Here is a 24632-nt window from a genome sequence, read left to right as displayed (position 1 = left end):
TTATTTTGGAGGGATAAAAATGAAATTTAAAAAGTTGTTAACTGCAGCTCTTGCGCTCGTAATCGCCGGAACTGCCACTGCTTGTTCAAGCAATAAAACTAGTCAATCTGGTAATGGCTACACACCTAAAACTTTGAATGTACAATTTGTGCCAAGTGTTCAAGGTAGTCACTTAGCGGACCGTGTTAAGCCACTTGAAGGTTTACTAAAAAAAGAACTTGGTATTCCTGTTCATGTTTCTGTTTCAACTAGTAATACCGCTTTAGTTGAAGCTCTTGCCTCAAAAAAGGTAGACGTTGGTTTTATTGGCGGTGATACTTATGTTTTAGCGCACCAAAAGAAAGCTGCTGATGTCTTGCTTCGCGCCATGAACGAAGGTTATGATGAGCCTTCTGGTAAGCCAAACGGCCAAAAAATGAGTCACTATCGTTCAATGATTGTAGTTAAGAAGGGCTCTAAGATTAAATCTTGGAAGGATCTTAAAGGCAAGAAAATCGCCGTTCAATCACCTTCTTCTACTTCCGGCTACGTTGCACCTGTCGGCGAACTTTATTCTAAAGGCTTAAATATTCCTAAACAAACTCGCATGGTTCAAATTCAAGGGCACGACCAAGCAATTTTATCAGTATATAACGGTGACGTTGATGCCGCTGCTGTTTTTGCTGACGCTAGAAACTTAGCAGCTAAAGATGAACCAAAGGTAATGACTGGAGTTAAGCCAATTTACTTCACTAAGTGGTTACCTAATGACACTGTTTCAGTTAGAACTGATATGTCTCAAAAGTTCAGAAAGAAACTAGCTACTGCTTTTAAGAAAATTATCAAAACTAAAAAAGGTAAAGATGTCTTGTTCCACATCTATAACCACCTTGGCTATGTCAATGCCAAAGATAGCGACTTCGATATCGTTCGTAAATATCAAAAATTAGCAAACGAAGCTACTAAATAAGCCGAAAAGCACTCCTACCAGGAGTGCTTTTATACATATTGTGTCTATATCGGTTTTTAATCACAATATTTTGGGATTAATCCACTTATTCACACTTTTATCCACAAGATATTGTGCTATTTTATAAAATAATCAATATATTGCCCCTGATGCATTGATACATAAGGCTTAACACTATTTCGCCATATTTTTAAAACGTTGATATATCAACGTTTATCGTGTTTTTGTTGCCTTTGACAGCTTAGATAAAGACTGCTAATCTTGATTGACGTTAAAAGTATTTTTTAGGGGAGAATATGAGGATGTTTACCAAAACTAAAAAAGTTTTGTCTTTTAGCGTCATCCTAGCAGCACTCGGCCTGACAGCTACTGCTTGTGCTAATAAGTCTGCTAATAACGCAAAAAGTTCAAATCACAGTGTTGCCTTAGTCACTAACAATACTGGGGTTGATGATCATTCGTTCAACCAATCAGCTTGGCAAGGTCTACAAAAATATGGTAAGTCTCACGACTTATTAAAAGGTCCTGGCGGATATAATTATTTCGAATCTAGTTCTGCGAGTGATCATGTGCCTAACATCGAGCAAGCTATTAAAGCCAACTATAAAACAATTGTCGGTGTTGGTTACGAATTAGGTGATGCTATTAAAAGTGAGGCTGCTAAGCACCCTAAGAACAATTTCATCATGATTGACAATGTCATCAACAAAAAGAATGTTGCTAGTGCAACTTTCAAATCTAACGATGCATCTTATCTAGCTGGGGTTGCAGCAGCTTACACTACCAAGACTAACGTTGTTGGTTTTGTCGGTGGTGCCCATGGCGTTATCTTAGATTTGTTCGACGCCGGTTTTGCTAAAGGAGTTTACGATGCAGCCAAAGCCCAACACAAGAAAATTCAAATTTTGAATGCTTATGTTGGTAACTTCTCAAGTGTTGATAAAGCTAATGCTATTGCTAAAGCAATGTATGCTCGTAAAGCTGACGTAATTTACCAAGTTGCCGCTACTGCCGGCGAAGGGGTCTTCCAAGAAGCTAAGAATATCAACGCTAAAAAGGCTGCTAGTGACCGCGTTTGGGTTATCGGTGTTGACTCTGATCAATCAAGTCTTGGTCAATACACCGATAAAAACGGTAAAGCTGCTAACTTCACTTTAACTAGTACCATTAAGGGTATCGGAACCGCTGTTGCTGATATTGCCAACAGAGCTTATAATAACGACTTCCCTGGTGGTAAGCACTTTGTTTACGGCCTTAAAGGTAATGGTACTTATGTACTCAAGGGTAATATGAATAATGCAGCCTGGTCTGCAGTAGAAACCGCTAAGCAAAACATTATTGCTGGCAAGATTAAGGTTCCTACTACACCATCTAATAATTAATTAAGTTAACTAATGTTAAAAAAATAATTGAGGAGAATGGATTTTTATGAAATTTAAGAAAATTACTACAATTGCTGCCATTGCAGCTGGTTTAGGTCTTACTTTAACCGCTTGTTCAAACAAAACCGCTACTAACACTAACGGCAAGAAAAATAAGGGTACTGTCGCTTTAATCACTGACGGTAACGGGGTTAACGATAACTCATTCAACGAATCAGCTTGGAATGGTTTTAAAGCTTATGGTAAAGAACATGGCTTAAAGCAAGGTAACAATGGTTACCAATACTTCCAAACTAGTGGTGCTTCTGAATTTGTTCCTAACTTGGAAGAAGCTGCTAAGAATTTCGATGTCGTTTATGGTGTTGGTTACCAATTAAAGGATTCTGTTGCTAGCGTTGCCAAGAAATATCCTAAAAAGAACTTTGCCATCATCGATGATGTAATTAAAGGTCAAAAGAACGTTGTTTCTGCTAACTTCAAGTCAAACCAAGCTGCTTACCTTGCAGGTGTAGTTGCTGCTTACACTACTAAGACTAACGTTGTTGGTTTCATCGGTGGTGCTCACGGTGATATCGTTGACTTATTCGACGCTGGTTTCACCAAGGGTGTTAACGACACTGCTAAGAAGCTTGGCAAGAAGATTACCATTTTGAACCAATACATTGGTAACTTCAATTCAAGTGACAAGGCTAAGTCAATTGCTTCTGCAATGTACGCTAAACATGCTGACATCGTAATGCACGCTGCTGGTGGTGCTGGTAACGGTTTATTCCAAGAAGCTAAAGCCCTTAACCAAACTAAGAAGGAAAAAGATAAAGTTTGGGTTATCGGGGTTGATATTGACCAATCAAGTCTTGGTAACTACAAGTCAAAAGATGGCAAGAAATCTAACTTTACTTTAACTTCAGTTATTACTGGTGTTAACATTGCTACTAAAGATATTGCAGACCGTGCTTACAAGGGCAAATTCCCTGGTGGTAAGAACTTACAATACGGTCTTGATACTAATGGTGTTTCAATTACTCGCGGTTACATTTCAGACAAGGCTTGGAAGGCTTCAAGAACTGCTAGACAAGATGTCATCAAGGGCAAGATTAACGTTCCAATTCACCCAAGTAAATAATTAATATTAATTCACTAAAGAAGAGATAGTTTTGCAAAGAGCTATCTCTTCTTTTTTACCCTCCCCGCATAAAAATCGAACTTTATTATAACTAGGTTTACTCAATGTATGTATTTTATATTGACAGAGATAATTTTGCTGTTAAAATATTATTTATACATCTAATATGCAAACATTTATCAAATAACAGCAGGAGGACGTTGTTGTGAAAAAATCAAGTTTTAGTAAGGTATTGAGTACTAGTATGGCAGTTATTGCTACAGGTTTATTATTAACCGCCTGCCAAAATAAGAGTGCAAAAAATGCGAACAATGGGAAGGCTAACCACTCTATTGCTTTAATCACTGATGGTAATGGGATTGATGATAAGTCATTTAACCAAGCAGTTTGGCGTGGCTTTCAAGCATATGGTAAAGAACATAATTTAAGCCAAGGTAAAGGTGGATATCAATACTTCCAATCTTCTAGTGCTGCTGATTTTGTTCCCAACTTCACTCAAGCTGCTAACGCCGGTTACCAAACAATCTACGGAGTTGGCTACATGATAACTGATGCTGTTAAGTCTACTGCTAAGAAATTCCCTAAGAAAAACTTTGTTATCATCGATGACGTAGTTACCGGTAAAAAGAATATCGCTAGTGCAACTTTCAAATCTAACGATTCTTCATACCTTGCTGGTGTAGCTGCTGCTTACAGTACTAAAACTAACACTGTTGGTTTCATTGGCGGCGCTAAGTCCACTGTTTTAGATCTATTTGAAGCTGGATTCAAACAAGGTGTAGCTGATACAGCTAAAAAATTAAATAAGAAAGTTACAGTTTTAGATCAATATATCGGTAATTTCACTTCAATAGACAAAGCTAAATCAATTGCCCAATCAATGTATGCCAAAAAGGCTGATATCATCTACCAAGCTGCTGGTAATGCCGGTAACGGTGTTTTCCAAGAAGCTAAAGACTTAAACTCAGAAAAAGCAGTTAATGATAAGGTATGGGTTATCGGGGTTGATATCGATCAATCTTCTCAAGGTAAATACACTGCTAAAGGTGGACAAAAGTCAAACTTTACCCTTACTTCTGTCCTTAAAGGTTTGAATATTGCCGCTAAAGAAATCGCTGACAAAGCATATCAAGGTAAATTCCCTGGCGGTAAGCACTTAGTATTCGGACTACAAGATAATGGTGTATCTCTTACCAAAGGAAATTTAAATTCAAAAGCCTGGAAAGCCGTGCAACAAGCGCGTCAAGATATCATTGATGGCAAAATTAAGGTTGCAACTTCTCCAAGTAAGTAGCACAATATATAGTGTGTCATTTCTAAAACACTTCGTAATGATACGGAGTGTTTTTTGCTAAATTTATACAGGGAAGGAAAGCTATGGAAAAAGAGAACACAAACATTATTGAGATGCGCCATATCGTTAAAGACTTCAATGGTTTTAAAGCTAATAACGATATCAACCTCACGCTTAAAAAGGGCGAAATCCTGGCGCTTCTAGGTGAAAACGGGGCTGGAAAATCGACTTTAATGAGTATTCTTTCTGGTCTACTAGAACCAACCTCCGGCGAAATTATTGTAAGAGGAAAAAAGGTGGATATTTCAGGTCCTAATGTAGCTAAAGATTTAAAAATTGGGATGGTCCACCAACACTTTATGTTAGCCAAGGCTTTCACTGTCCTTGAAAATATTATTTTGGGTCATGAAACTACTAAGGGTCTTAAAATCGACTTTAAGACTGCGCGCAAGCAAATTCTTGCCCTTTCACAAAAGTATGGGTTAGCGATTGATCCTGATGCTAAGATTTCAAATATTACTATTGCTCAACAACAAAGAGTTGAAATCTTAAAAGTACTCTACCGCGGTGCTGATATTTTAATTTTTGACGAACCAACTGCTGTTTTAACACCACAAGAAATTACTGAGTTCATCAAGATTATGAAGAACTTACGTAACGAAGGTAAGTCAATCATTTTAATCACCCACAAGTTAAAAGAAATCCGTGAATCAGCTGACCGTGTAACAGTTATTCGTCACGGTAAAAGTATTGATACGGTTGACGTTGCTGGTGCAACTGATGAAAGCTTAGCCGAAATGATGGTTGGCCGCCATGTTAACTTCAACTTAGCTAAGAAAGAAAATCAACCTGGTAAAACCATCTTAAAGGTAGATAACTTAAAAGTTAATGAAGACCGTGGGAATTTAGCTGTTAAAGGTTTAAGTTTTGAAGTTCATGCTGGTGAAATCTTAGGTCTTGCTGGAATCGACGGCAACGGTCAAGATGAATTAGTTGAAGCTTTAACTGGTTTACGCCATGTTGCAGCTGGTCATTTTGAAATTAAGGGTCAAGATATGACTAACAAGCGCCCTCGTCAAATTACTGAATTAGGTGTTAGCCACGTCCCTGCCGACAGACAAAAATTCGGCTTAATTTTGGAAATGTCTTTAGCTGATAACATCGCTTTGCAAACATACTACCAAAAGCCATATTCAAATCACGGTATTATTAACCACAACGCTATTACCGCTCATGCTCGCAAACTAATTAAGAAGTTCGATGTTCGGACTACTGATGAAAACTTAAAAGCTGGTGAATTATCAGGTGGTAACCAACAAAAAGCAATTATTGCTCGTGAATTAGACCGGAATAGTGACTTAATCATCGTCTTCCAACCTACACGTGGTCTTGATGTTGGAGCGATTGAATATATTCATAAGCAACTTTTAGCTCAAAGAGACGCCGGTAAAGCAGTCTTGTTAATTTCATACGAATTAGACGAAATTATGCAACTTTCAGATCGAATCTTAGTCTTACATGATGGCCAAGAATCCGGTGAAGTTAACCCACAAACAACAAGTGAAAGAGAGTTAGGATTATTGATGACTGGAGCTAATCAGAAAGAAGGTACCAACTAATGTTTAAAGTTACACCGCAAACAAAGAAAATCTTGGTACCACTTATTTCTATTATTGCTGGCTTTTTAGTCGGTGCGATTATCATGTTAATTTGGAGCTACAACCCATTTGTAGCTTACTCTTCAATGTTTTCTAGTGCCCTAGGTAATATGAATGGTATCGGTGAAACTATTCGTGAAGCTACGCCATTAATCTTTACAGCAATTGGATTTTCAATTGCAAGTAGCGCCGGCTTTTTCAACATCGGCTTACCTGGTCAAGCTCAAGGTGGCTGGCTAGCAGCAATTTGGATTGCCTTAGCTAATCCACACTTACCCAAGTATATCCTCTTACCTTACGCAATTATTGTAGGTACCTTAGTTGGTGCTTTAATTGCTGGGATTGCCGGAGTTTTAAGAGCATACTTTGGCACTAACGAAGTTATTGTTACTATCATGGTTAACTACATCGTGCTTTACTCATGCCAATACTTGATGCAAAACGTGATGAACAAAAACCTCAGAGTTTCAACTGATGCAACCAAGACTGTTCCTGCAGCTGGTAGCTTACAATTAGACTGGCTTAGCAACATCTTCGGTGGTTCAAGAATTAATGCCGGAATTTTCTTAGCTTTAATTGCTCTACTTGTCTTTTGGTTCATTATGAAAAAGACCGTAACTGGTTTTGAAATTAAATCAGTTGGGCTTAACCCATTTGCCTCACGTTACGCTGGTATGAGTGCTAAGAAGAATATCATTATTTCTATGCTTTTATCTGGTGGATTCGCAGGTTTAGGTGGCGTTGTTCAAGGCTTGGGAACTTACCAAAACTACTTTACTCAAACAACTAGTGTCGACATTGGTTTTGATGGAATGAGCGTTGCCTTGCTTGGTAGTGGCACTGCTTTGGGGATTTTATTTGCCGCTATTCTTTTCTCTATCCTCAAAATTGGTGGTTTAGGGATGCAGACTTTAGCTGGAATTCCTTACGAAATTGTTTCTATCGTTATTGCCGCAATTATCTTCTTTGTCGCAATTAACTATGTTATTGGCTTGCTCTTTACCAAGAAAAAACCTAATTACAACCAACCTGAAACTTTAGCAAATATTCCAAATAATAGTGTTGATGGCCCGGCAGTTAAAGTCGGGAAAGGAGGAGAAGTTTAATGAATATCGTTTCAATTATTGCCTTGATTGTATCTTCAACCTTGGTTTATTCTGCTCCTTTAGTTTATACCGCTTTAGGTGGCGCATTTAGTGAACACAGTGGAATTGTTAATGTTGGACTTGAAGGCATTATGACCATGGGAGCATTTTCAAGTATTGTCTTTAACTTAACTTTTGCTTCTACCTTCGGTTCTGCTACTCCTTGGATTGGCTTACTTGTTGGTGGGATTGTTGGTTTGATTTTCTCACTATTGCATGCGGTCGCAACTGTTAACTTCAGAGCTGACCACATCATTTCTGGGACAGTTTTAAATTTAATGGCTCCTCCACTTGGCGTTTTCTTAATTAAGGCCATGTATGACAAAGGTCAAACTGAAAACATTTCAGCTAACTTTGGTTACTACAATGTTCCTGTACTGTCTAAAATTCCTGTAATTGGTGATATTTTCTTTAAAGATACTTCAGCTCCTGCATGGATTTCAGTTATCCTAGCAATCTTCTTATGGTGGGTACTTTATAAGACTCCATTTGGCTTGCGTCTTCGTTCAGCTGGTGAAAATCCTAAAGCTGCTGATACTATGGGAGTTAACGTTTATGCGATGCGTTATGCGGGAGTTTTAATTTCTGGCTTCCTTGGTGGTATTGGTGGTGCTGTTTTTGCCCAAGCGATTTCAGGTAACTTCAGCGTTTCAACTATCGTTGGTCAAGGCTTCATGGCTTTAGCTGCGATGATCTTTGGTAAATGGGATCCAATCGGCGCAATGCTTAGTTCGTTATTCTTTGGCTTTGCTCAAAGTTTAAGTATTATCGGTAGTCAATTACCATTCATTTCTCATGTACCATCTGTTTACTTACAAATTGCACCTTACGTAATTACAATTATCGTTTTGGTGGCATTCTTCGGTAAGAGTGTTGCTCCTGCTGCAGATGGCCAAACTTATGTAAAATCTAAATAACAAGAATTAATAAAAAGAAGCTCATAGTCTTTAAATTAAGGCTATGAGTTTTTAATTCTAACATGTGTACTTTTTTGTGTACACATGTTAAAATTCTATTGAAGATTGTTTTAGAAAGAAGGTATATAATTTTGACTATTAAAGCAACAACTGCCAGAGATTTACGAAAGAATTTTAAGCAAATTGCTAATGATGTTTCAGACTATAATGATATTGTTTTTATTACTAGACCTGAAAATAAAAATGTTGTCCTTCTATCCGAAAAAGAGTTTAATTCATGGCAAGAAACTAATTATTTGTTATCTACAAAGGCTAATAAAGAAGCTTTACAAAGAGGCTTATCATCTAAGCATAGCAACAAAATTTTAAGCCCCGAAGAATGGGATAATTTGGTACAAACTAATGACTAAAAGATTAAATATAGAATTCAAAGGTGATAGTTGGCAAGAATATTTGTATTGGCAAAAGCAAGATAAAAAAACATTAAAAAGAATCAATTCTTTAATTACAGATACAATTAGAAATCCTTTTTCAGGTTTAGGGAATCCAGAACCATTACAACATGAATTAAGTGGATACTGGTCACGCAGAATTAACGAAAAAGATCGTTTAGTTTATTGTGTTTTTGAAGATCGAATAGAAATTATCCAATTACGTTTCCACTATTAAATTAATAAAAAGAAGCTAGAAAAATCTAGCTTCTTTTTTGACTTTTGGACTATACCGGTTTATAATGGACTATACCAAAGTAAGAAGGGAGTCCTAATTATGAAAATTATTGTTACCAAAGATAAAATTACCGGCGGAGCCCAAGCTTTCAAGATTTTTGCTAATGAAATTCAAAATGGTGCTAAAGTCTTAGGTCTAGCAACTGGCTCATCTCCCATTGAACTATATCAAGAATTAGCTCATAGTGATTTAAACTTTTCAAATCTTACCAGTATTAACTTAGACGAATATGTTGGCTTAGATCCTAAAAATGATCAAAGCTACCACTACTTCATGAACGAGCACCTCTTTAAGGCAAAACCATTTAAGCACTCCTACCTCCCTAATGGTCTAGCAAGTGATACAGCTAGTGAAGTTGCCCGCTATGATCAAATAATTAAAGAACATCCAATTGACTTACAACTTTTAGGAATCGGTCGTAACGGTCACATTGCCTTCAACGAACCAGGCACTCCATTTGATAGTACCACTCACGAAGTCAAGCTTACGCAAAGCACGATTGAAGCTAACTCCCGCTTTTTTGATAGCATTGATGAAGTACCTAAGTCAGCTATTTGCATGGGAATTGCGTCAATTATGTCAGCTAAGAAGATTGTTTTACTAGCATTTGGCGAAAAGAAGCGTTGGGCAATCAAGCATATGGTTGAAGGTCCTGTCACTGAAGAAATGCCAGCATCAATTTTGCAAAAGCACCCAGATGTGACAATTATTTGTGATAAAGCTGCAGTTCAAGACTTAGATCCTAAATATTTAAAGTAAACTAATTTCAAAATTAAATAACAAATTTAGTCAAGTAGATTAAGTTTTTCTACTTGACTTTTTTGTTTTCAACTTAATTAAAAAAAGGCTTGTAGCTCCCAATATCTTGAATTAAACTAGTAAAGGTAAACTATATCTAGTAATTTTCATGTACAGAAAGAGCGTGATGACAGTTATTGTATTGAGCGGGCCCATTGGAGCCGGTAAATCCAGTTTAACCACCATTTTAGCCAAGCACTTAGATGCTAAGGCATTTTATGAAGATGTTTCTCAAAATCCTGTTTTGCCTTTATACTACAAGGATATGAAACGCTACACCTTCTTACTTAATACTTATCTACTTAATAAGCGCTTAGCCCAAATTAACGAGGCACTTGCGACTGGTAATAAGAATGTCGTATTAGATCGATCAATCTACGAAGATGCGCTCTTTTTCAAAATGAACGCCGACAGCGGGATTGCTGATCCAACTGAATGCGAAATTTACGATGACCTCGTTCATAACATGATGGAAGATGTTCCAGGCAATCCTCACAAAAAGCCTGATTTATTAATCTACATCAACGTTTCCCTTGATACTATGCTTAACCGCATCAAGCGTCGGGGACGCTCTTTCGAACAGCTTGAAACTGACCCAAGCTTGAAGGAATATTATGAACGCTTACGCAACTACTACGAACCTTGGTACGAAAACTACGATGAATCACCTAAGATGATTATCGATGGCGACAAGTACAACTTCGTTGATAACGAAGCTGATTGCGAGGCTGTTTTGAAGTTGATTGATGACAAGTTACGTGAACTTGGAAACATATAATTAAAAAGAGAGAATGTGATGACAGTTATTGTATTAAGCGGGCCTATTGGAGCCGGTAAATCCAGTTTAACCACCATTTTGTCAAAGTATTTAGGAACTAAGCCTTTTTATGAAAGTGTTGATAATAACCCTGTTTTGCCACTTTTCTACAAGGATCCTAAGAAGTATGCATTTTTATTACAAATTTTCTTCTTAAATACCCGTTTTCACAGTATTAAGGCTGCTTTAACCGATGATAATAACGTCTTAGACCGTTCAATCTACGAAGATTCACTCTTCTTCCATATGAACGCCGATATCGGTCGTGCAACCAAGGAAGAAATCGCCACTTACGATGAATTGCTTGATTCCATGATGAAGGAATTAAAGCACATGCCTAAGAAAAATCCTGACTTATTAGTCCACATTGATGTTTCTTACGACACAATGATTCACCGAATTCAAAAACGCGGTCGTGAGTTCGAACAGCTCGACTATGATCCTACGCTAGAAGACTACTACAAGCGTTTATTGAGTTATTATGAACCTTGGTATGAAAACTATGACTACTCACCAAAGATTAAGATTGACGGTGATAAGTTAGACTTTATGGCAAGTGAAAAAGATCGTCAAGAAGTCTTGGATACGATTGTTGCCAAGCTTAAAGAAATGGATAAGTTACCTGAAGATTGGGTACCTAGTCATAACTAAATTAAAAGCTGATATATCTTCTGTTTTGAGGATATGTCAGCTTTTTATATTTATTCAGTTTTAGTGATAAATAACTTTTTAATTCGCTTATCAAGTAGCATCACAACAACTGTTAATATCATAATACTACCGACCAAAAATACTGTAATAGAATTAATTTCTTTTATTAAACCACTAAATCCAGCAGAAATTGGGCTTAATGCGCCAAAAATCGAAAAGATAATTCCAAAAGTAGTGCCTAGTTTACTGCCATCTACTAATTGCTGGATTTTGGTTACAAAAATTAGACTTGATAAGAAGTTAAATACTCCATATAAAAGCCAGGCTCCAAGCAAAATTGCTAACTTCACCACTTCGTTATTAGTAATCATAAATAATAGTGGCATCAAAACAATTCCAATAGATTGAGCAAGAAGAAAAGGTACATACAACTTAGAATATTTAACAATATAGTTCGAAAACTTAGTTAGATATATCCCGCAAATAAAGGCCGCAAAGGCAATCGTAAATTCTTGTAAAGAATAGGCAAATTTAAAAGTAGGAAACTCTTTACTCAAATATATTGGCATTAAGTAGTAATAAAGCCAATAGCTCAAGTTCATTAAACAAGCATAAGGAAATAGAATTTTGATAATATCAATACTCCAGATAGTTTTAAAGCCCTTAAAAATATGTTTGAATGCCAATAGTTTTACAGGTTGATTTTTGTGACTTTCAGTCTTAGCAGCTCCGAGCTTAATCACAAAAATTGCCGAAATTAAAGTTATCCCAAAAACAGCTAGATAACTCAAAGTGGGATAAAAAACTACAATCAGTAAGCTTCCTACTCCCGCTCCAGCTAGAGAGGCAATCTGTCCTGCCATACTAATAAAAGTATTATTTTTAAATAAGTCATTTTCATCAGTAGAAATTTCAGGCACAATTGATTCAATTGCAGGAGTATAAAAGGCATTCACAATGCTTAAAGCTGCCGAAACAATAATAATGCTATAGCTAACTTTTTGATGATTAACTAATAAATAAACTAAGAGTAAGCCAAATAAGCAAGTTTTTAAATAACTAGTTATTTGAATAATTCGAGCTTTTGAGTATGAATCTGAGTATGCTCCTCCAATTGGCGACAAAATAATATTAAAAATGCCCACACTCCCAAATAAGGCAATTAAATGTTGATCTTGAGTAACTTGAGCAATATACCAGATTGTATATACATCAAAGGCTTGAATTGCTACAGTACTGATAAAATCGTTGAGTGTTAATTTGTAGATTTTTCTCAAATAAATGGCCCTCCCACTCAATAAAAATAATATTTAAATGTGATTTTAATACCTAATTTAAGCTTTTACAAGTTTTTTTATTATGTTAAGATATTTATAACTTATTCCCATTAGCCGGCCTTTTATTGGAGGTGTTTTAATGAGTATTATTAAAATAAGCAATCTATCATTCAGCTATGACAATAGCGATAAAGTTATTTTTTCTAATTTAAATCTTAATTTAGATAGTTCTTGGAAACTAGGCTTAGTTGGTAGAAATGGTCGTGGAAAAACAACATTCCTGAACCTACTGCGAGGCAAACTCAAAGGAAGTGGCGAGATTTCAACTAATCTAACTTTTTCCTACTTCCCTATCAAAATTGCTAATCCAGACAATCTAGTTTTATATGAACTGCAGAATCAAGTTAACTTCGAAGTTTGGCAATTAGAGCGCGAACTAAACTTAATGCAGCTTAATCCCGATTTACTTTGGCAGCCATTTAATACTTTAAGTGGTGGCGAGCAGACGATGGTTTTGTTAGCTTTATCGTTTGTTAGCCAGAATTCTTTTGCCTTAATTGATGAACCAACTAACCACCTAGATGTAGCTAACAGAAGGCAAGTTGCCAACTACCTGAAAAAGCACAAAGAAGGGTATATTATTGTCAGTCACGATCGTGACTTCTTAAATGAAGTCAGCAATCACGTGCTGGCAATTGAGAATAATGAAATTCACTTATATCAAGGTAATTATGCTAGTTATGAAGCAACTAAAGATAAGCGAGACAAATATAATCAAGAAAAAAATCTTAAGCTAAAAAGCGAGATTGCTTCACTCAAAAAGAGCGCTAGACAAATTAAGAATTTTTCTGAAAAATCGGAGAAAAACAAAACTGCTGCTGCCCATAAAAATGAAATTCACGCTGATATCAATAAGGGCTTTTATGGTCATAAAGCTGCCAAAATAATGAAACGCTCAATCACTATGCAGCAACGAGTAAATAAAAAGATAACTGAAAAAGAAGGCCTTTTAACTAATATTGAAAAGGCACCAGAATTATTAATGAACTTTAGCCCTAATTACCATCAAACTCTCCTAGAACTGCAACACTTAAGTTTAAGAATTGATAATAAACCTTTATTTCAAGACTTAAACTTAATCATTAAAAATCATGGTATTGTTGCCCTAGAAGGGAAAAATGGTTCTGGTAAATCTACCCTACTAAAATTTATTCTGAATAAGTCTAAGGCTGAAGCTAGTGGCAAAATGATACTAGCAAATGGGTTAAAAATTTCCTACTTGCCACAGACTTTTTCAACATATACTGGCACCTTAAAGGAGTTTTCTGAAAAAGAACACATTACATATTCTGATTTGCTGAATAATTTGAAAAAAATGGGCTTTCCGCGAGCTGACTTTACCTTAAAAATTGAAGATATGAGCATGGGCCAGCAAAAAAGAGTCGCGTTGGCAAAATCATTAGTTGAAGACGCTGACTTTTACTTATGGGATGAACCCGCAAATTATCTAGATGTTTTTAATCAGGATCAATTAATTAAGCTGCTAAAGCAAACTAAACCTGCTATGATTCTAGTTGAGCATGATAAATATTTCATTGAGCAAGTAGCTGAGAGAAAGATAGAGTTAACTAGTTAGTTTGCCAAACAAAAATAGCATCCACATGGATGCTATTTTTTATGCCTTAGTCAACTTCAATTCTCGGTCGAATAACTTATGCATTTCAGGAGTTAAATTATGGGCAATAAAGATGACAGTAGCGGGACTTTGCAATAAATTCTGCAAAATAATTTGCGTATTCTTAGAATCAATTGCACTAGTCCCTTCATCAATTAAGACTAACTTACTTTCATAAACTTGGGTCCGGGCCAAGACTACCTTCTGTCTTTGCCCACCTGATAAATTATCTTTATCTAAATCAGCCATAGTCTTAATCCCTTGAGGGAACTTGGTTAAATCAGTTCCTAATTGAACCTTGTCAGCCCAAGCTTTTGCTTTTTCATTCAAAGAATCATTAAAGAGTGTGATATTTTCTTGAATTGTTCCAGGGAATAAGACTGGATCTTGCGGAATATAACCAATTTGATTCAAGTTAGGCTTGAGAAGCTTACCATTTTTGTCTTTGAAGATAATTTTTCCGCTACTTGGCGTTAGTTCATCTAAAATTAACTTAAACAGTGTTGACTTCCCGGCTCCACTTTCACCCGTTAAAAGAACCTTTTCACCTTGTTTAACTTCAAAATCTGGGAAACGTAACTGCTCACCATTAGGGAAGTTAAGGGTTAAATCTTGGCCAGAAACAGTCGCAAAATTATCCAAACTATCACTAGCAAGTTCAGTATCTTCTACTGTCATATTAGCAGTAATTTTTTGGTTCAATTGCTTACTAGATTGAATCAAAGTAATCTGACTAACAATAGTAAACAACCCCGTAAAAATTACTCCAGAAAAGTTACCGATACTAAAAAAGGCACCAAATGGCATATTCTTAGTTACTACCAATAATCCAGCTGTAAAGATAATTAATACTTGGGCTGAACCATTAACTAAGTCATTAAAGATTGAGGTTTGACTAACCTTTTTTGAGCGATTAACGTTTGCTTTTTCCAACTTATCAGAACTCTTAGCTAAGACCTGAAATAATTTTGCTTTAACGTTATAACGCTTCAAAATTGCAATACCTTTAAACCACTTTTCGATTGTATCAAGATATTCTTTATTATTTTCAGAAACAGCAACTGTCGCTTTTTCAAGCGGCTTTGAGATAAGTTGTGGCAAGACAAACATTGCTACTGCCAAGATTAAAATTAAAACCACTAAAATCCAGCTATAAGTAAAGACAATGGCAATTGAAAATACAATATTAAAAATTGAACTGATAATTTGATAAATCGGCGTTAAAAAGTTATCGTTCATCATATTCAAATCATTAGTTAGTGAGTTTTGAACATCTGTTGGTTTGGTAATTTCTTTTTGCCCAAACAACTTATTAACTATTTTAGCCCTAATCTGATGGAGATAGGCTTGAACTTGCTTATTGAACAAATATGTTGCGATAAAACCCAATATTTCTCCCAAAGTTCCTACAAGGAAGAAAATTAAAATATAAGTTATAAAAATGTTAACATTATACTTTAATAACGAGTTACCCAGACTAGTTAAATATGAATTTCCCAGAGCAACTAGACTCGCTGATGCAATTGCCAAGACAATAAAACTAATTGCTCTTAGCCAGTTGGTTTTGAGCAGCTTTAAAAACGACATTGATTCTCCTCCTGATTAAAAAAATTATTTTTCTTCAAATCACTTATTATTTTTACAATCCCTTTATTTCCATCTTTAAATTTTACAGAAACATCTCCAAACGTATCATCAATCAAGTAAAGTAATTTATCCTTTTTATATAAATAATATGGAATTATATCGACTAGTTCCCGTATACGACTATCTACAGCTGTATCTCTAAAAATCATTTTATATTTAGAGATTGCTATAACAATACCTGCCAATCCATTGACAACTGAGCCTCTTTGAGGTATCTCACTACTTTTCAAAGTTTTTACAAGCTTCAAAATTAAATTATCATATAATTCTGTATTATACCCTTGCCTTATTTCTAACAGACATAATAGCAATCCAGCAGATCCATTAGATAAATATGGTGAAACTTGTGAACTACCTTCCGTTAGCTTTAAATAATATCCTTTACCAGAAACAACTAGAAACTTATTAAACACACTCTTCAAGTACTCTTGTATATCAACTAACTCAGGTTTAATATAAACAATCATGCAAAATAACGTAGCGATTACATCGTCGGATTTCAAGTCAGAATATTGCTTTACAGCCCCCTCCATCTTTATTTTGTTAATCCTCCATTCATCGTAAATCTTCTTCTTTAATTTCTCAGTTATTTCATAGCTTCCATATTCTAAAGTACTAATAAATAAATCTTTGCTATCGTTTCCTTTCTTACTATAAGATTCTTTTGCCCTTTTTAATTTCAATTGATTAATAAAAATTGTCTGCTTTAAGTTTCTTTCTATTTTTTGAATATCATATTTTTCCTCAAAATGATATTCAATACTTAAATCAGCATTTTCTAGCTCATTTATCAATGGTTTTAAGCTTTGAGTTGGATTACGATACAGCTTAAAAATCAAAGTAACAAATGCTTGCGGAATTTTATAAAAATTACTGTATTTTTTAAAGAATTTAATTGTGGTTTTTCCACTATTGTCAAGCTTTAAAAACATGTTTGCTCTCGAAAATAAAGATATTAATAGATAGACTAATTGTGCTTTATCTTGATCCAATAATGATAAATCATCAATTCTTTTATCATAATAACCCATAGTTCTAAAGAACACTTTATCATCTGGTTCCCTTTTATTTATATATTTACTTTGCGCAAGATCTATAAATGAAACCCTTCCAGACTTAAGATTAATTATTAAATTATTATCTGAAATATCTCCAATAAAAAATTTCCTTTTATGAAGTAAATCAACCTTTCTAAGCAAATCGAGAATTAACAAGCGATAAAATCTTAAAGTATCCTGTCTTTTTTTAGAATTTAAGAAATCAAATCTTTCTAGCGATCTTAATTCACTAGCAACTATCCCTTCCATTTTTTCTTCACACAAGAAGTAATCTTTATTTTCAAAAAAATCATCAACATATTTAGGGATAAAATCTAAGTCCGAAAGACTTATTAAGTTTTCCTTTTCACGTTTCAAAAGGTTAATTATAGATATATTCTCACAAAAGAAATTTGGGTGAGCATTTTTTAATATAATTTCTCTTTCCTCTTTTGCTTGTTTAGCTATAAATGTAGCCCCTGATCCTTTGTGATTAACTGCAGCAATTGGAATATATTCTTTGTAAAATTTAGTAGCTTGCCGTAAATCATCAATATTATTAGGAAATGGTTCTTCTATCCAACTAGGTATTTTATAAGTAGGGCTATCATAATCATAATATTCAATTTTCTTTGTAACAGGATTAACGATTTCTTTTCCTGGTCCAATCAGTCTACCAAATCTGTAAAAAATTAATTCTGAGTCCTTATATCTTCTATCAGAAAAAATTGTAACGCCCTGTTGTCTTTTGAAAAAATCATTATTATGTAAACTTAGCAGAATATTTTTAAACCTATGAGTAGTAGGATAAATAGTAATTACCTTTCCAATTGCCCATGAACAAACAAAACCGTTTAAATTCTTTTCAATTTCTTTTCTCTTTGCAATATATTTAAAATTAATTTTCTGATTCTTGCAGAATTCAAAACAATGATTAATCACCTCTTCATAATTATGAATTGTTGCAGAAATATGGATTTTAAATCCTTGCAAAGGTATTTCTTCTTTGTCTTCAAAATTAAATTGCGCGTAATAATTGTCTGAAGATAGACCAAAATATTTTTTATCTTCATCATCAAAACTTTTAGGTAAAATATCACAAGGTCCCCTCATTTTTACACCTTCTTTAAGCATTTTTTATTTGCTAATTATTTTATCACACTTTTTTATTTTGTTGGGAATTATTTAAAAAATATGTTGACGTTAATAATAAAATCATTTATAGTTAAGCTAAATCCAAAAAAGGAGATGATATGTATGGAAGAAATGCTCAAATTGCAAAAGCTTTGTGCCCAAACCGAAAAGGACAAAGACACAAAAGTGGACTTTACCAATTTTACATGGAAGTGCAAAATGAAGGATTAGTTTATTTTTAGTAAATATCATTTGTATATTTAAGTTAAGCTAGCTTAGGTAAATTTAATAGCATTGCTTTTTTACCCTCTAGACCAAATAGTGAATTAATTATCTAACAAGATAATTAATTCACTATTTTTTTCGTAAACTTTTAAACAGAGATAAGATACTATACCGTATAGTATTCAAATGCAGGAATTCGTATAAAAAAGGTAGTTTTATCTTTCAATTTGTAGCTATCTCGAAGAATGTGAACATTTGACACCAAGCTAAAAAAATTAAGTCTGATTGTCTAGTTAAATACCTTTTATCGCTGATTCAAAAAAACAATTACACTAATAAAAACAACAATAAAATTTAAGTAAACAAAAAGAGCCTTACACATAACATGTAAAGCTCTTTAAGTAGATAGTTTGTTTGAGTTGTTTATTGCTTAAATTTTAGTTTTTATTAGTGTTTTGAAGCGCCACTAACAGCGTCTTGTGTACCTTCTAATTGGTTATCCTTAGTTACAGGATATGGTTTTCTGACAGCTGGATCAGTGTTTGAAGGTAAGTTGTCAGCAGTATAATTAATTTGTCGAATATCTGCATGCTTAACATCTTCAACAGTCTTGCAACCAGTTAATTGCATCAAAATCTTAAATTCGTTATTGATTTGGTTAATTACACTTTCAACGCCCTTCGCACCGCCAAGTGCTAAGCCGTATAAGAATGGACGACCAATTCCAACTAAGTCAGCACCTAAAGCTAAAGCTTTAAAGACGTGAGAACCACGACGAACACCAGAATCAAGGATGATTGGAACTCTGCCGTTAACTGCAGCTGCAATTTCTGGAAGCATGTCAATTGTTGCTGGAGCGGTATCAATTTCACGACCACCGTGGTTAGAGACAACAATCCCATCGGCACCCGCACCCATTGCTAAGTAAGCATCTTCTGCGTTCATAATTCCCTTAACAAAGACAGGTAAGTCAGACAATTCCTTAATCTTTTCAACGTCTTTAGGACCAATCTTTTGAGCTGAGTTAGCATACATTTGAGCTACACTCATCCCTTCACCCTTACCATAACGAGTGAAGAAGTCTAATGGCACTGGGTAAGTGAAGTTAGTTCTCAAGTTAGCTTCACGATAGCCTGATACAAGGGCATCAACTGTTAACATAATGCCCTTGTAGCCAGCTGCCTTAACGGCATCAAGTACCATCTTGTTAAAGTCCCAATCCTTACTTAAGTATAATTGGAAGAACTTAGGTGAGTCACCAGTTGCACCTGCGATATCTTCCACACTTCTATTAGCATAAGTACTTGAACTAAATAATGCACCTGCAGCCTTAGCACCTTCTGCGGTTGCTACTTCGGCATCCTTATGTGCAATTCCGTGACAAGCAATTGGACAAATCATAACTGGAGTCTTTAGGTCCATCCCCATAAACTTAGTATCAGTTGAAGGGTTGTCCATGTCAGTCAAAGAACGTGGGATAATCTGGAAATGGTTGAAAGCTGCAGTATTGTTTCTCCAGGTCCATTCATTTTCTGAACCAGAAGCAATATAGTAGTAAGCTGCTTCAGGCATTACCTTTTTTACACGTTCCTCAAGTTCATCTACATTTACCATCTTAATGGCTTGATTACGGTCACTTTGTGGAAAGCCTTTATAAAATACAGTCATATTTCTGACTCCTTTAATTAATCTGATATATTATCACTTCTATTATATTCTTAACAGGAAACGCTTTCAATTAAAAAGCTAGCACCGATTATTCAAAAATTTAGATTAAAACCGTTTCTTTTGATAATATTCGTGTTTACAAATAAAAAGCGGGATGGTAAAGTTAAATAGTTAGGTATTTTACCTTAATAGTCGAATTTTTACTACTGAGGAGATAAAGAATGGAAACAATTGCCAAGTACTTTGACTTAAAAAAGTTGGGTACTAATATCAAAATCGAATTTTTAGCTGGACTTACTACTTTTGTAAGTATGTCCTACATTTTATTCGTTAACCCTAATGTTTTAGGGGCTAGTGGAATGGATAAGGGCGCTGTCTTTACCGCAACTGCTTTAGCTAGCGCACTGGGTTGCTTTGTTATGGGGATTTTTGCTAATTACCCTATTGCGACTGCTCCAGCACTTGGAATTAATGCCTTCTTTGCTTACACTGCTGTCTTAACCATGCATGTTAAGTGGCAAACTGCCTTAGCTGCGGTTTTTGTAGCTTCATTTATCTTTATCTTAATTACCATGTTCAAGTTAAGAGAAAAAATCATTGATGCAATTCCTAGTGACTTAAAGCATGCCATTAGTGCCGGAATCGGAATCTTCATTGCCTTTCTTGGCCTAGAAAATGGTGGGTTAGTTCAAGCAAGCAAGTCTACTTTTGTTACTGTTGGTTCATTAAAGAATCCACTAGTTTGGATTGCAATTTTTGGCTTGCTAGTCACTATCATCTTAATGATTATGGGCGTTCCTGGGGCGATTTTTATCGGAATGGTTTTATCTGCTGTCTTTGGCATTTTAATTGGCCAAATCAAATTACCTTCAGCCATTGTTTCATCAGCTCCAAGTATTGCACCAACTTTTGGTCAAGCATTTAAGCACATTGGTGATATCAATACAATGCAAATGTGGGTAATTGTCTTAACTTTCTTATTAGTTACCTTCTTTGATACCACTGGTACTTTAATTGGATTAGCTAGTCAAGCTGGTTTAATGAAGGACAACAAGATGCCACGTGTTGGTCGCGCACTCGCTGCTGACTCAACTGCTATGATGGCAGGATCAATTTTAGGTACTTCACCAGTTGGTGCTTATGTTGAATCAAGTGCCGGTATTGCCGTTGGTGGTAAGAGTGGTTTAACAGCTGTCTTTGTCGGAATTTTCTTCTTAATTTCAATGATTTTCAGTCCATTACTTAGCGTAATCACTACTCAAGTTACTGCTCCAGCCTTGATTATTGTTGGGGTCTTAATGGCACAAAACTTAGCTAAAGTTGACTGGACCAAACTTGAAATTGCCGTTCCTGCTTTCTTGATTGTAATCGGAATGCCACTTACTTACTCAATTTCAGACGGCCTTTCATGGGGAATGATTACTTACCCAATCACCATGATTGCTGCTAAGCGTGGTAAAGAAATTAGCCCAATGATGTGGGTCTTATTCGTAATCTTCATTATCTTCTTATGGGTATTGAATGTTTAATTACTATATCTATCTCCAAAATAGCCTTGATTTCAAGGCTATTTTATTTTTCTTAGAATTGAGTTATGCTAGATATAATATTTTTTATGGAGGATAAAAGTGAAAAACATAGATGATTTTTTCAAAGTAACTGAGCAAGGTAGCTCACTCAAACGTGAAGTTGTTGCTAGTTTAACTACCTTTGTTAGTTTGAGTTATATGCTCTTTGTTGTTCCTAATATTTTATCAGCTAGTGGACTAGGTAAGGGTACAGTCTTTACCGCCTTAGTATTAGCTAGTGCATTAGGTTCCATGGTAATGGGAGTTTTAGCTAACTATCCAATTGCCCTTGCACCAACTCTTGGTAGTGCCTCATTTTTTGCTTACACTGTTTGCCAAGGAATGAAGATTAACTGGGCTACTGCCCTAGCTGGCGTTTTAGTCGCATCGATTTTATTCGTCTTAATTACCATCTTTAAATTAAGAGAAATTGTAATTAACGCGATTCCGCAAGATTTAAAATATGCCATCAGTGCAGGGATTGGAATTTTCATCGCCTTTATCGGCTTACAAAATGGGAAAATTATCGTTAATTCAGATTCATCATTAGTTGGCTTAGGCTCATTCAATAACCCAGCAATTTGGATTGCTGTCTTTGGTTTAATTGTTACTATCGTCTTAATGTGTTTAGGAGTACCGGGTTCAATCTTTATCGGGATGGTTTTAACTGCTATCTTTGGCATTTTAATTGGTCAAATTCCTTTACCAAAAGAATTTATTTCTACCCCACCTTCAATTGCACCAAGTTTCGGTCAAGCTGTTACACACTTGGGTAATGTTAATACCGTTCAAATGGGCATTGTTGTAATTACCTTCTTACTTGTAACATTCTTTGATACTGCTGGTACTTTAATTGGGATGACTCAACAAGCTGGCTTAACTGATAAAGATGGTAAGATTCCTCGCATTGGGAAAGCTTTAATGAGTGACTCAATTGGGATGATTATCAGTTCAGTCTTTGGGGTTTCACCTCTTGGTACTGTAGTTGAATCAAGTTCAGGCATTGCCATGGGTGGTAAGACTGGTTTAACCGCTGTTTTAGTTGGAGTTTGGTTCTTAATTGCCATGTTCTTCAGCCCATTATTAACTGTTATTCCTACTACTGTTACTGCTCCAGCTTTAATTATTGTTGGAGTCTTAATGGCAAGCAACCTTGCTAAGATTAACTGGGGCAAGTTCGAAGTAGCCTTACCTGCTTTCTTAGTAGTTTTGGGGATGCCACTTACTTACTCAATTTCAGATGGTTTAGCCTTGGGGATGATTACTTATCCAATTACCATGCTTGCTTCAAAGCGTGGTAAAGAAGTATCACCAATCATGTACGGGCTATTCTTCATCTTCATTATTTATCTTTGGATTATTAATATTTAGCAAACAAAAAGAAGTAGTTTCACGTGAAACTACTTCTTTTTTTATTTCTGCATTGCTTTTATTTGGTCATAGACCTTGCTTCGACATTTGCTGTCGACTTCTAAAACAACTAAGTCACCAGCTAAAAGCTTAGTCTTTCCAAATGGAATAATATCATGAGCTCCTCGATGAATTAACTTCACCAAGGTCTTTTCCGGCCATTTAATTTCTTTTACTTCTTTATCAGCTAACTTACTCTCTTCAAAAATAGTTACTGTCAATTCATCGACGTTGTCGGCATATACTTCAAGATTTGCTGTTTCCATCCGATCAGCTAGACTTTCATAAATTGGCTTTCCGCCAAGTAAGTCATTAACTAAATAAGCTACTAAAGCCAAAACAGCTAGTGGCATCAAATGAAGTAGTGACCCTACCATTTCAGTAATTAATAAAATCGCAGTAAAAGGTGAGCGGACAATTCCACTAAATAAACCGGCCATGGAGAAAATTACCAAGTTAACAACCAAGCCCTCTGGTAGCATCCCCAATCTAACCATAATCAAGCCATAAAGTTCACCTAAAATCGCTCCCATGGTCAGAATCGGTAAAAAGATGCCCCCTGGCAAACCTGAGTCATAAGAGATAATCGAAAAGATAATTCTAACAATGAAAATTATACTTAAGAGCTTAATTGCATTAATTGAATGCCAACTCAAAATTAATTCATTACCCCCACCAATTATTTGCGGCATGATAAAGGCAATTGGAATTAACAAAAACAAAGGAATTAAGCCATGCATAAATCTAGGAATAAAAGTTAACTTATCATAAATCTTTTTACCATTAAGAAGGCCCCATTGGTAAAAACGAGCAACTAATCCTAAGATAATACCTAAAATAATCAAGTGGCCATAAAGATGCACATCAAAGGGATGATTATACGGAATGGCTAAGACTGGCTTTTGGCCAAAGAGGTTGCTGACTAAGAAATTAGCCGCTAAAGCTCCAGTTAAGGAATTAAGCCAAACTCTTGGTGAAAAGTTATGAAAGACTTCTTCTAAGACAAACATCGTCCCACCAAGTGGTGCACCAAAGGCTGCACTTAACCCGCTAGCGGCACCAGTAGCAATTAAAACTCGGCGATTAGTTTGACTAGTTTTTGAACCAAAACCTTGGCCAATTGCAGCACCTAGTTGAATTGAAGGACCTTCTCTCCCTAAGAATAAGCCACTTCCAATTGCTAAAACGCCACCAAGAAACTTACGCCAGAGAATTGACCACCAATTCAGATGTAGTTTTCCTTGCAGTTGCAGTTCAACTTCTGGAATACCACTACCACCTGCATGAGGCTCTTGCTTAACCAAATAGCCGGCAACCAAGCCGATAATAATAAAGCCCAGGAGAATTACACCTAAGAGCCATAACTCAGCGTGAGCAGCCTTAAAAATCGTCAGCCAGAACGTTTGCATTTGACCAATTGCAAAGCGAAAGGCCCCAACTACTAACCCTGCTACAATACCAACTACTAAGGAGATGGCCATCAACTTTAAATTAATTATCTTTTGTTTATCCATCTATCTTCTCTCCA

Annotated in this window: 20 protein-coding genes; 15 read left to right on the top strand and 5 right to left on the bottom strand. The window is 35.5% G+C overall.

Features of this window, described 5'->3' with window-relative positions:
* Positions 1–19 precede the first annotated feature (19 nt).
* The 12 genes from phnD to H628_RS0102575 all read left to right on the top strand — a co-directional run bounded on the left by phnD (position 20) and on the right by H628_RS0102575 (position 11463).
* Complete coding sequence (gene phnD / locus H628_RS0102630) at positions 20–949, top strand: phosphate/phosphite/phosphonate ABC transporter substrate-binding protein (protein WP_027825070.1); 930 nt, start codon at positions 20–22, stop codon at positions 947–949.
* Between the two features lie 302 nt (positions 950–1251).
* Positions 1252–2331: a BMP family lipoprotein gene (locus H628_RS0102625; protein ID WP_027825069.1), complete on the top strand. Its 1080-nt coding sequence runs from the start codon at positions 1252–1254 to the stop codon at positions 2329–2331.
* Positions 2332–2377: 46 nt separating this feature from the next.
* The gene (locus H628_RS0102620; RefSeq protein WP_027825068.1) at positions 2378–3454 is read left to right on the top strand and encodes a BMP family lipoprotein; all 1077 of its coding nucleotides are present in this window, start codon (positions 2378–2380) and stop codon (positions 3452–3454) included.
* A gap of 244 nt (positions 3455–3698) precedes the next feature.
* The gene (locus H628_RS0102615; protein WP_051237954.1) at positions 3699–4748 is read left to right on the top strand and encodes a BMP family lipoprotein; all 1050 of its coding nucleotides are present in this window, start codon (positions 3699–3701) and stop codon (positions 4746–4748) included.
* 83 nt (positions 4749–4831) lie between these two features.
* Positions 4832–6367, top strand: a complete 1536-nt coding sequence (locus H628_RS0102610; protein WP_027825066.1) for an ABC transporter ATP-binding protein — start codon at positions 4832–4834, stop codon at positions 6365–6367.
* Entirely contained in the window at positions 6367–7512 is a 1146-nt protein-coding gene (locus H628_RS0102605) for an ABC transporter permease (RefSeq protein ID WP_027825065.1), read from the top strand. Before H628_RS0102610 ends, H628_RS0102605 begins: the two co-directional genes overlap by 1 nt.
* A complete protein-coding gene (locus H628_RS0102600; RefSeq protein WP_027825064.1) occupies positions 7512–8468 on the top strand; it encodes an ABC transporter permease in 957 nt (318 codons plus the stop codon). Before H628_RS0102605 ends, H628_RS0102600 begins: the two co-directional genes overlap by 1 nt.
* A gap of 131 nt (positions 8469–8599) precedes the next feature.
* A complete protein-coding gene (locus H628_RS0102595) occupies positions 8600–8878 on the top strand; it encodes a type II toxin-antitoxin system Phd/YefM family antitoxin (protein WP_236692247.1) in 279 nt (92 codons plus the stop codon).
* Positions 8871–9137: a Txe/YoeB family addiction module toxin gene (locus H628_RS07875; protein WP_027825062.1), complete on the top strand. Its 267-nt coding sequence runs from the start codon at positions 8871–8873 to the stop codon at positions 9135–9137. Before H628_RS0102595 ends, H628_RS07875 begins: the two co-directional genes overlap by 8 nt.
* Positions 9138–9236: 99 nt before the next feature.
* Positions 9237–9956 carry a glucosamine-6-phosphate deaminase gene (gene nagB / locus H628_RS0102585; protein WP_027825061.1) on the top strand — a complete coding sequence of 240 codons (720 nt, stop codon included), beginning with the start codon at positions 9237–9239 and terminating at the stop codon, positions 9954–9956.
* A 163-nt stretch (positions 9957–10119) separates the two neighbouring features.
* Entirely contained in the window at positions 10120–10773 is a 654-nt protein-coding gene (locus H628_RS0102580; RefSeq protein ID WP_027825060.1) for a deoxynucleoside kinase, read from the top strand.
* 18 nt (positions 10774–10791) lie between these two features.
* Positions 10792–11463 (top strand): deoxynucleoside kinase, encoded by a 672-nt coding sequence (locus tag H628_RS0102575; RefSeq protein ID WP_027825059.1) that lies wholly within the window; start codon positions 10792–10794, stop codon positions 11461–11463.
* 50 nt (positions 11464–11513) lie between these two features.
* On the opposite strand, the gene H628_RS0102570 is transcribed toward H628_RS0102575, so the two are convergent.
* Positions 11514–12740, bottom strand: coding sequence for an MFS transporter (locus H628_RS0102570; RefSeq protein WP_027825058.1), 1227 nt, complete (start codon positions 12738–12740; stop codon positions 11514–11516).
* 139 nt (positions 12741–12879) lie between these two features.
* Here H628_RS0102570 and abc-f point away from each other — a divergent pair, with 139 nt between their 5' ends.
* Positions 12880–14376, top strand: coding sequence for a ribosomal protection-like ABC-F family protein (gene abc-f, locus H628_RS0102565; RefSeq protein WP_027825057.1), 1497 nt, complete (start codon positions 12880–12882; stop codon positions 14374–14376).
* 39 nt (positions 14377–14415) lie between these two features.
* On the opposite strand, the gene H628_RS0102560 is transcribed toward abc-f, so the two are convergent.
* The 3 genes from H628_RS0102560 to H628_RS0102545 all read right to left on the bottom strand — a co-directional run bounded on the left by H628_RS0102560 (position 14416) and on the right by H628_RS0102545 (position 20126).
* The gene (locus tag H628_RS0102560) at positions 14416–16002 is read right to left on the bottom strand and encodes an ATP-binding cassette domain-containing protein (protein WP_027825056.1); all 1587 of its coding nucleotides are present in this window, start codon (positions 16000–16002) and stop codon (positions 14416–14418) included.
* The gene (locus H628_RS0102555; protein WP_236692246.1) at positions 15990–18233 is read right to left on the bottom strand and encodes a class III lanthionine synthetase LanKC N-terminal domain-containing protein; all 2244 of its coding nucleotides are present in this window, start codon (positions 18231–18233) and stop codon (positions 15990–15992) included. Before H628_RS0102555 ends, H628_RS0102560 begins: the two co-directional genes overlap by 13 nt.
* 672 nt (positions 18234–18905) lie before the next feature.
* The gene (locus H628_RS0102545) at positions 18906–20126 is read right to left on the bottom strand and encodes a lactate oxidase (RefSeq protein ID WP_027825054.1); all 1221 of its coding nucleotides are present in this window, start codon (positions 20124–20126) and stop codon (positions 18906–18908) included.
* Between the two features lie 221 nt (positions 20127–20347).
* On the opposite strand from H628_RS0102545, the gene H628_RS0102540 reads away from it, so the two are divergent.
* Positions 20348–21655 carry an NCS2 family permease gene (locus tag H628_RS0102540; protein ID WP_027825053.1) on the top strand — a complete coding sequence of 436 codons (1308 nt, stop codon included), beginning with the start codon at positions 20348–20350 and terminating at the stop codon, positions 21653–21655.
* Positions 21656–21754: 99 nt separating this feature from the next.
* Entirely contained in the window at positions 21755–23065 is a 1311-nt protein-coding gene (locus H628_RS0102535) for an NCS2 family permease (protein ID WP_027825052.1), read from the top strand.
* Positions 23066–23106: 41 nt separating this feature from the next.
* Here the strand turns inward: H628_RS0102535 and H628_RS0102530 are convergent, their stop codons facing one another.
* Complete coding sequence (locus H628_RS0102530; protein WP_027825051.1) at positions 23107–24618, bottom strand: ClC family H(+)/Cl(-) exchange transporter; 1512 nt, start codon at positions 24616–24618, stop codon at positions 23107–23109.
* Positions 24619–24632: the final 14 nt, after the last annotated feature.

It is taken from the genome of Lactobacillus psittaci DSM 15354 (assembly GCF_000425905.1).
Classification (GTDB): Bacteria; Bacillota; Bacilli; order Lactobacillales; family Lactobacillaceae; genus Lactobacillus; species Lactobacillus psittaci.
Note: the sequence above shows the minus strand (reverse complement) of the source record. Positions and strands in the feature narration are given on the sequence as shown.

What these genes read in the sequence shown, in the direction of transcription:
- H628_RS0102625 (WP_027825069.1), top strand. Translation starts at nt 1,252, where the DNA reads ATGTTTACCAAAACTAAAAAAGTTTTGTCTTTTAGCGTCATCCTAGCA.
- H628_RS0102600 (WP_027825064.1), top strand. Translation starts at nt 7,512, where the DNA reads ATGAATATCGTTTCAATTATTGCCTTGATTGTATCTTCAACCTTGGTT.
- H628_RS0102555 (WP_236692246.1), bottom strand. Translation starts at nt 18,233, where the DNA reads ATGCTTAAAGAAGGTGTAAAAATGAGGGGACCTTGTGATATTTTACCT.
- phnD (WP_027825070.1), top strand. Translation starts at nt 20, where the DNA reads ATGAAATTTAAAAAGTTGTTAACTGCAGCTCTTGCGCTCGTAATCGCC.
- nagB (WP_027825061.1), top strand. Translation starts at nt 9,237, where the DNA reads ATGAAAATTATTGTTACCAAAGATAAAATTACCGGCGGAGCCCAAGCT.
- H628_RS0102540 (WP_027825053.1), top strand. Translation starts at nt 20,348, where the DNA reads ATGGAAACAATTGCCAAGTACTTTGACTTAAAAAAGTTGGGTACTAAT.
- H628_RS0102545 (WP_027825054.1), bottom strand. Translation starts at nt 20,126, where the DNA reads ATGACTGTATTTTATAAAGGCTTTCCACAAAGTGACCGTAATCAAGCC.
- H628_RS0102615 (WP_051237954.1), top strand. Translation starts at nt 3,699, where the DNA reads ATGGCAGTTATTGCTACAGGTTTATTATTAACCGCCTGCCAAAATAAG.
- H628_RS0102560 (WP_027825056.1), bottom strand. Translation starts at nt 16,002, where the DNA reads ATGTCGTTTTTAAAGCTGCTCAAAACCAACTGGCTAAGAGCAATTAGT.
- H628_RS0102620 (WP_027825068.1), top strand. Translation starts at nt 2,378, where the DNA reads ATGAAATTTAAGAAAATTACTACAATTGCTGCCATTGCAGCTGGTTTA.
- H628_RS0102610 (WP_027825066.1), top strand. Translation starts at nt 4,832, where the DNA reads ATGGAAAAAGAGAACACAAACATTATTGAGATGCGCCATATCGTTAAA.
- abc-f (WP_027825057.1), top strand. Translation starts at nt 12,880, where the DNA reads ATGAGTATTATTAAAATAAGCAATCTATCATTCAGCTATGACAATAGC.
- H628_RS0102605 (WP_027825065.1), top strand. Translation starts at nt 6,367, where the DNA reads ATGTTTAAAGTTACACCGCAAACAAAGAAAATCTTGGTACCACTTATT.
- H628_RS0102530 (WP_027825051.1), bottom strand. Translation starts at nt 24,618, where the DNA reads ATGGATAAACAAAAGATAATTAATTTAAAGTTGATGGCCATCTCCTTA.
- H628_RS0102575 (WP_027825059.1), top strand. Translation starts at nt 10,792, where the DNA reads ATGACAGTTATTGTATTAAGCGGGCCTATTGGAGCCGGTAAATCCAGT.
- H628_RS07875 (WP_027825062.1), top strand. Translation starts at nt 8,871, where the DNA reads ATGACTAAAAGATTAAATATAGAATTCAAAGGTGATAGTTGGCAAGAA.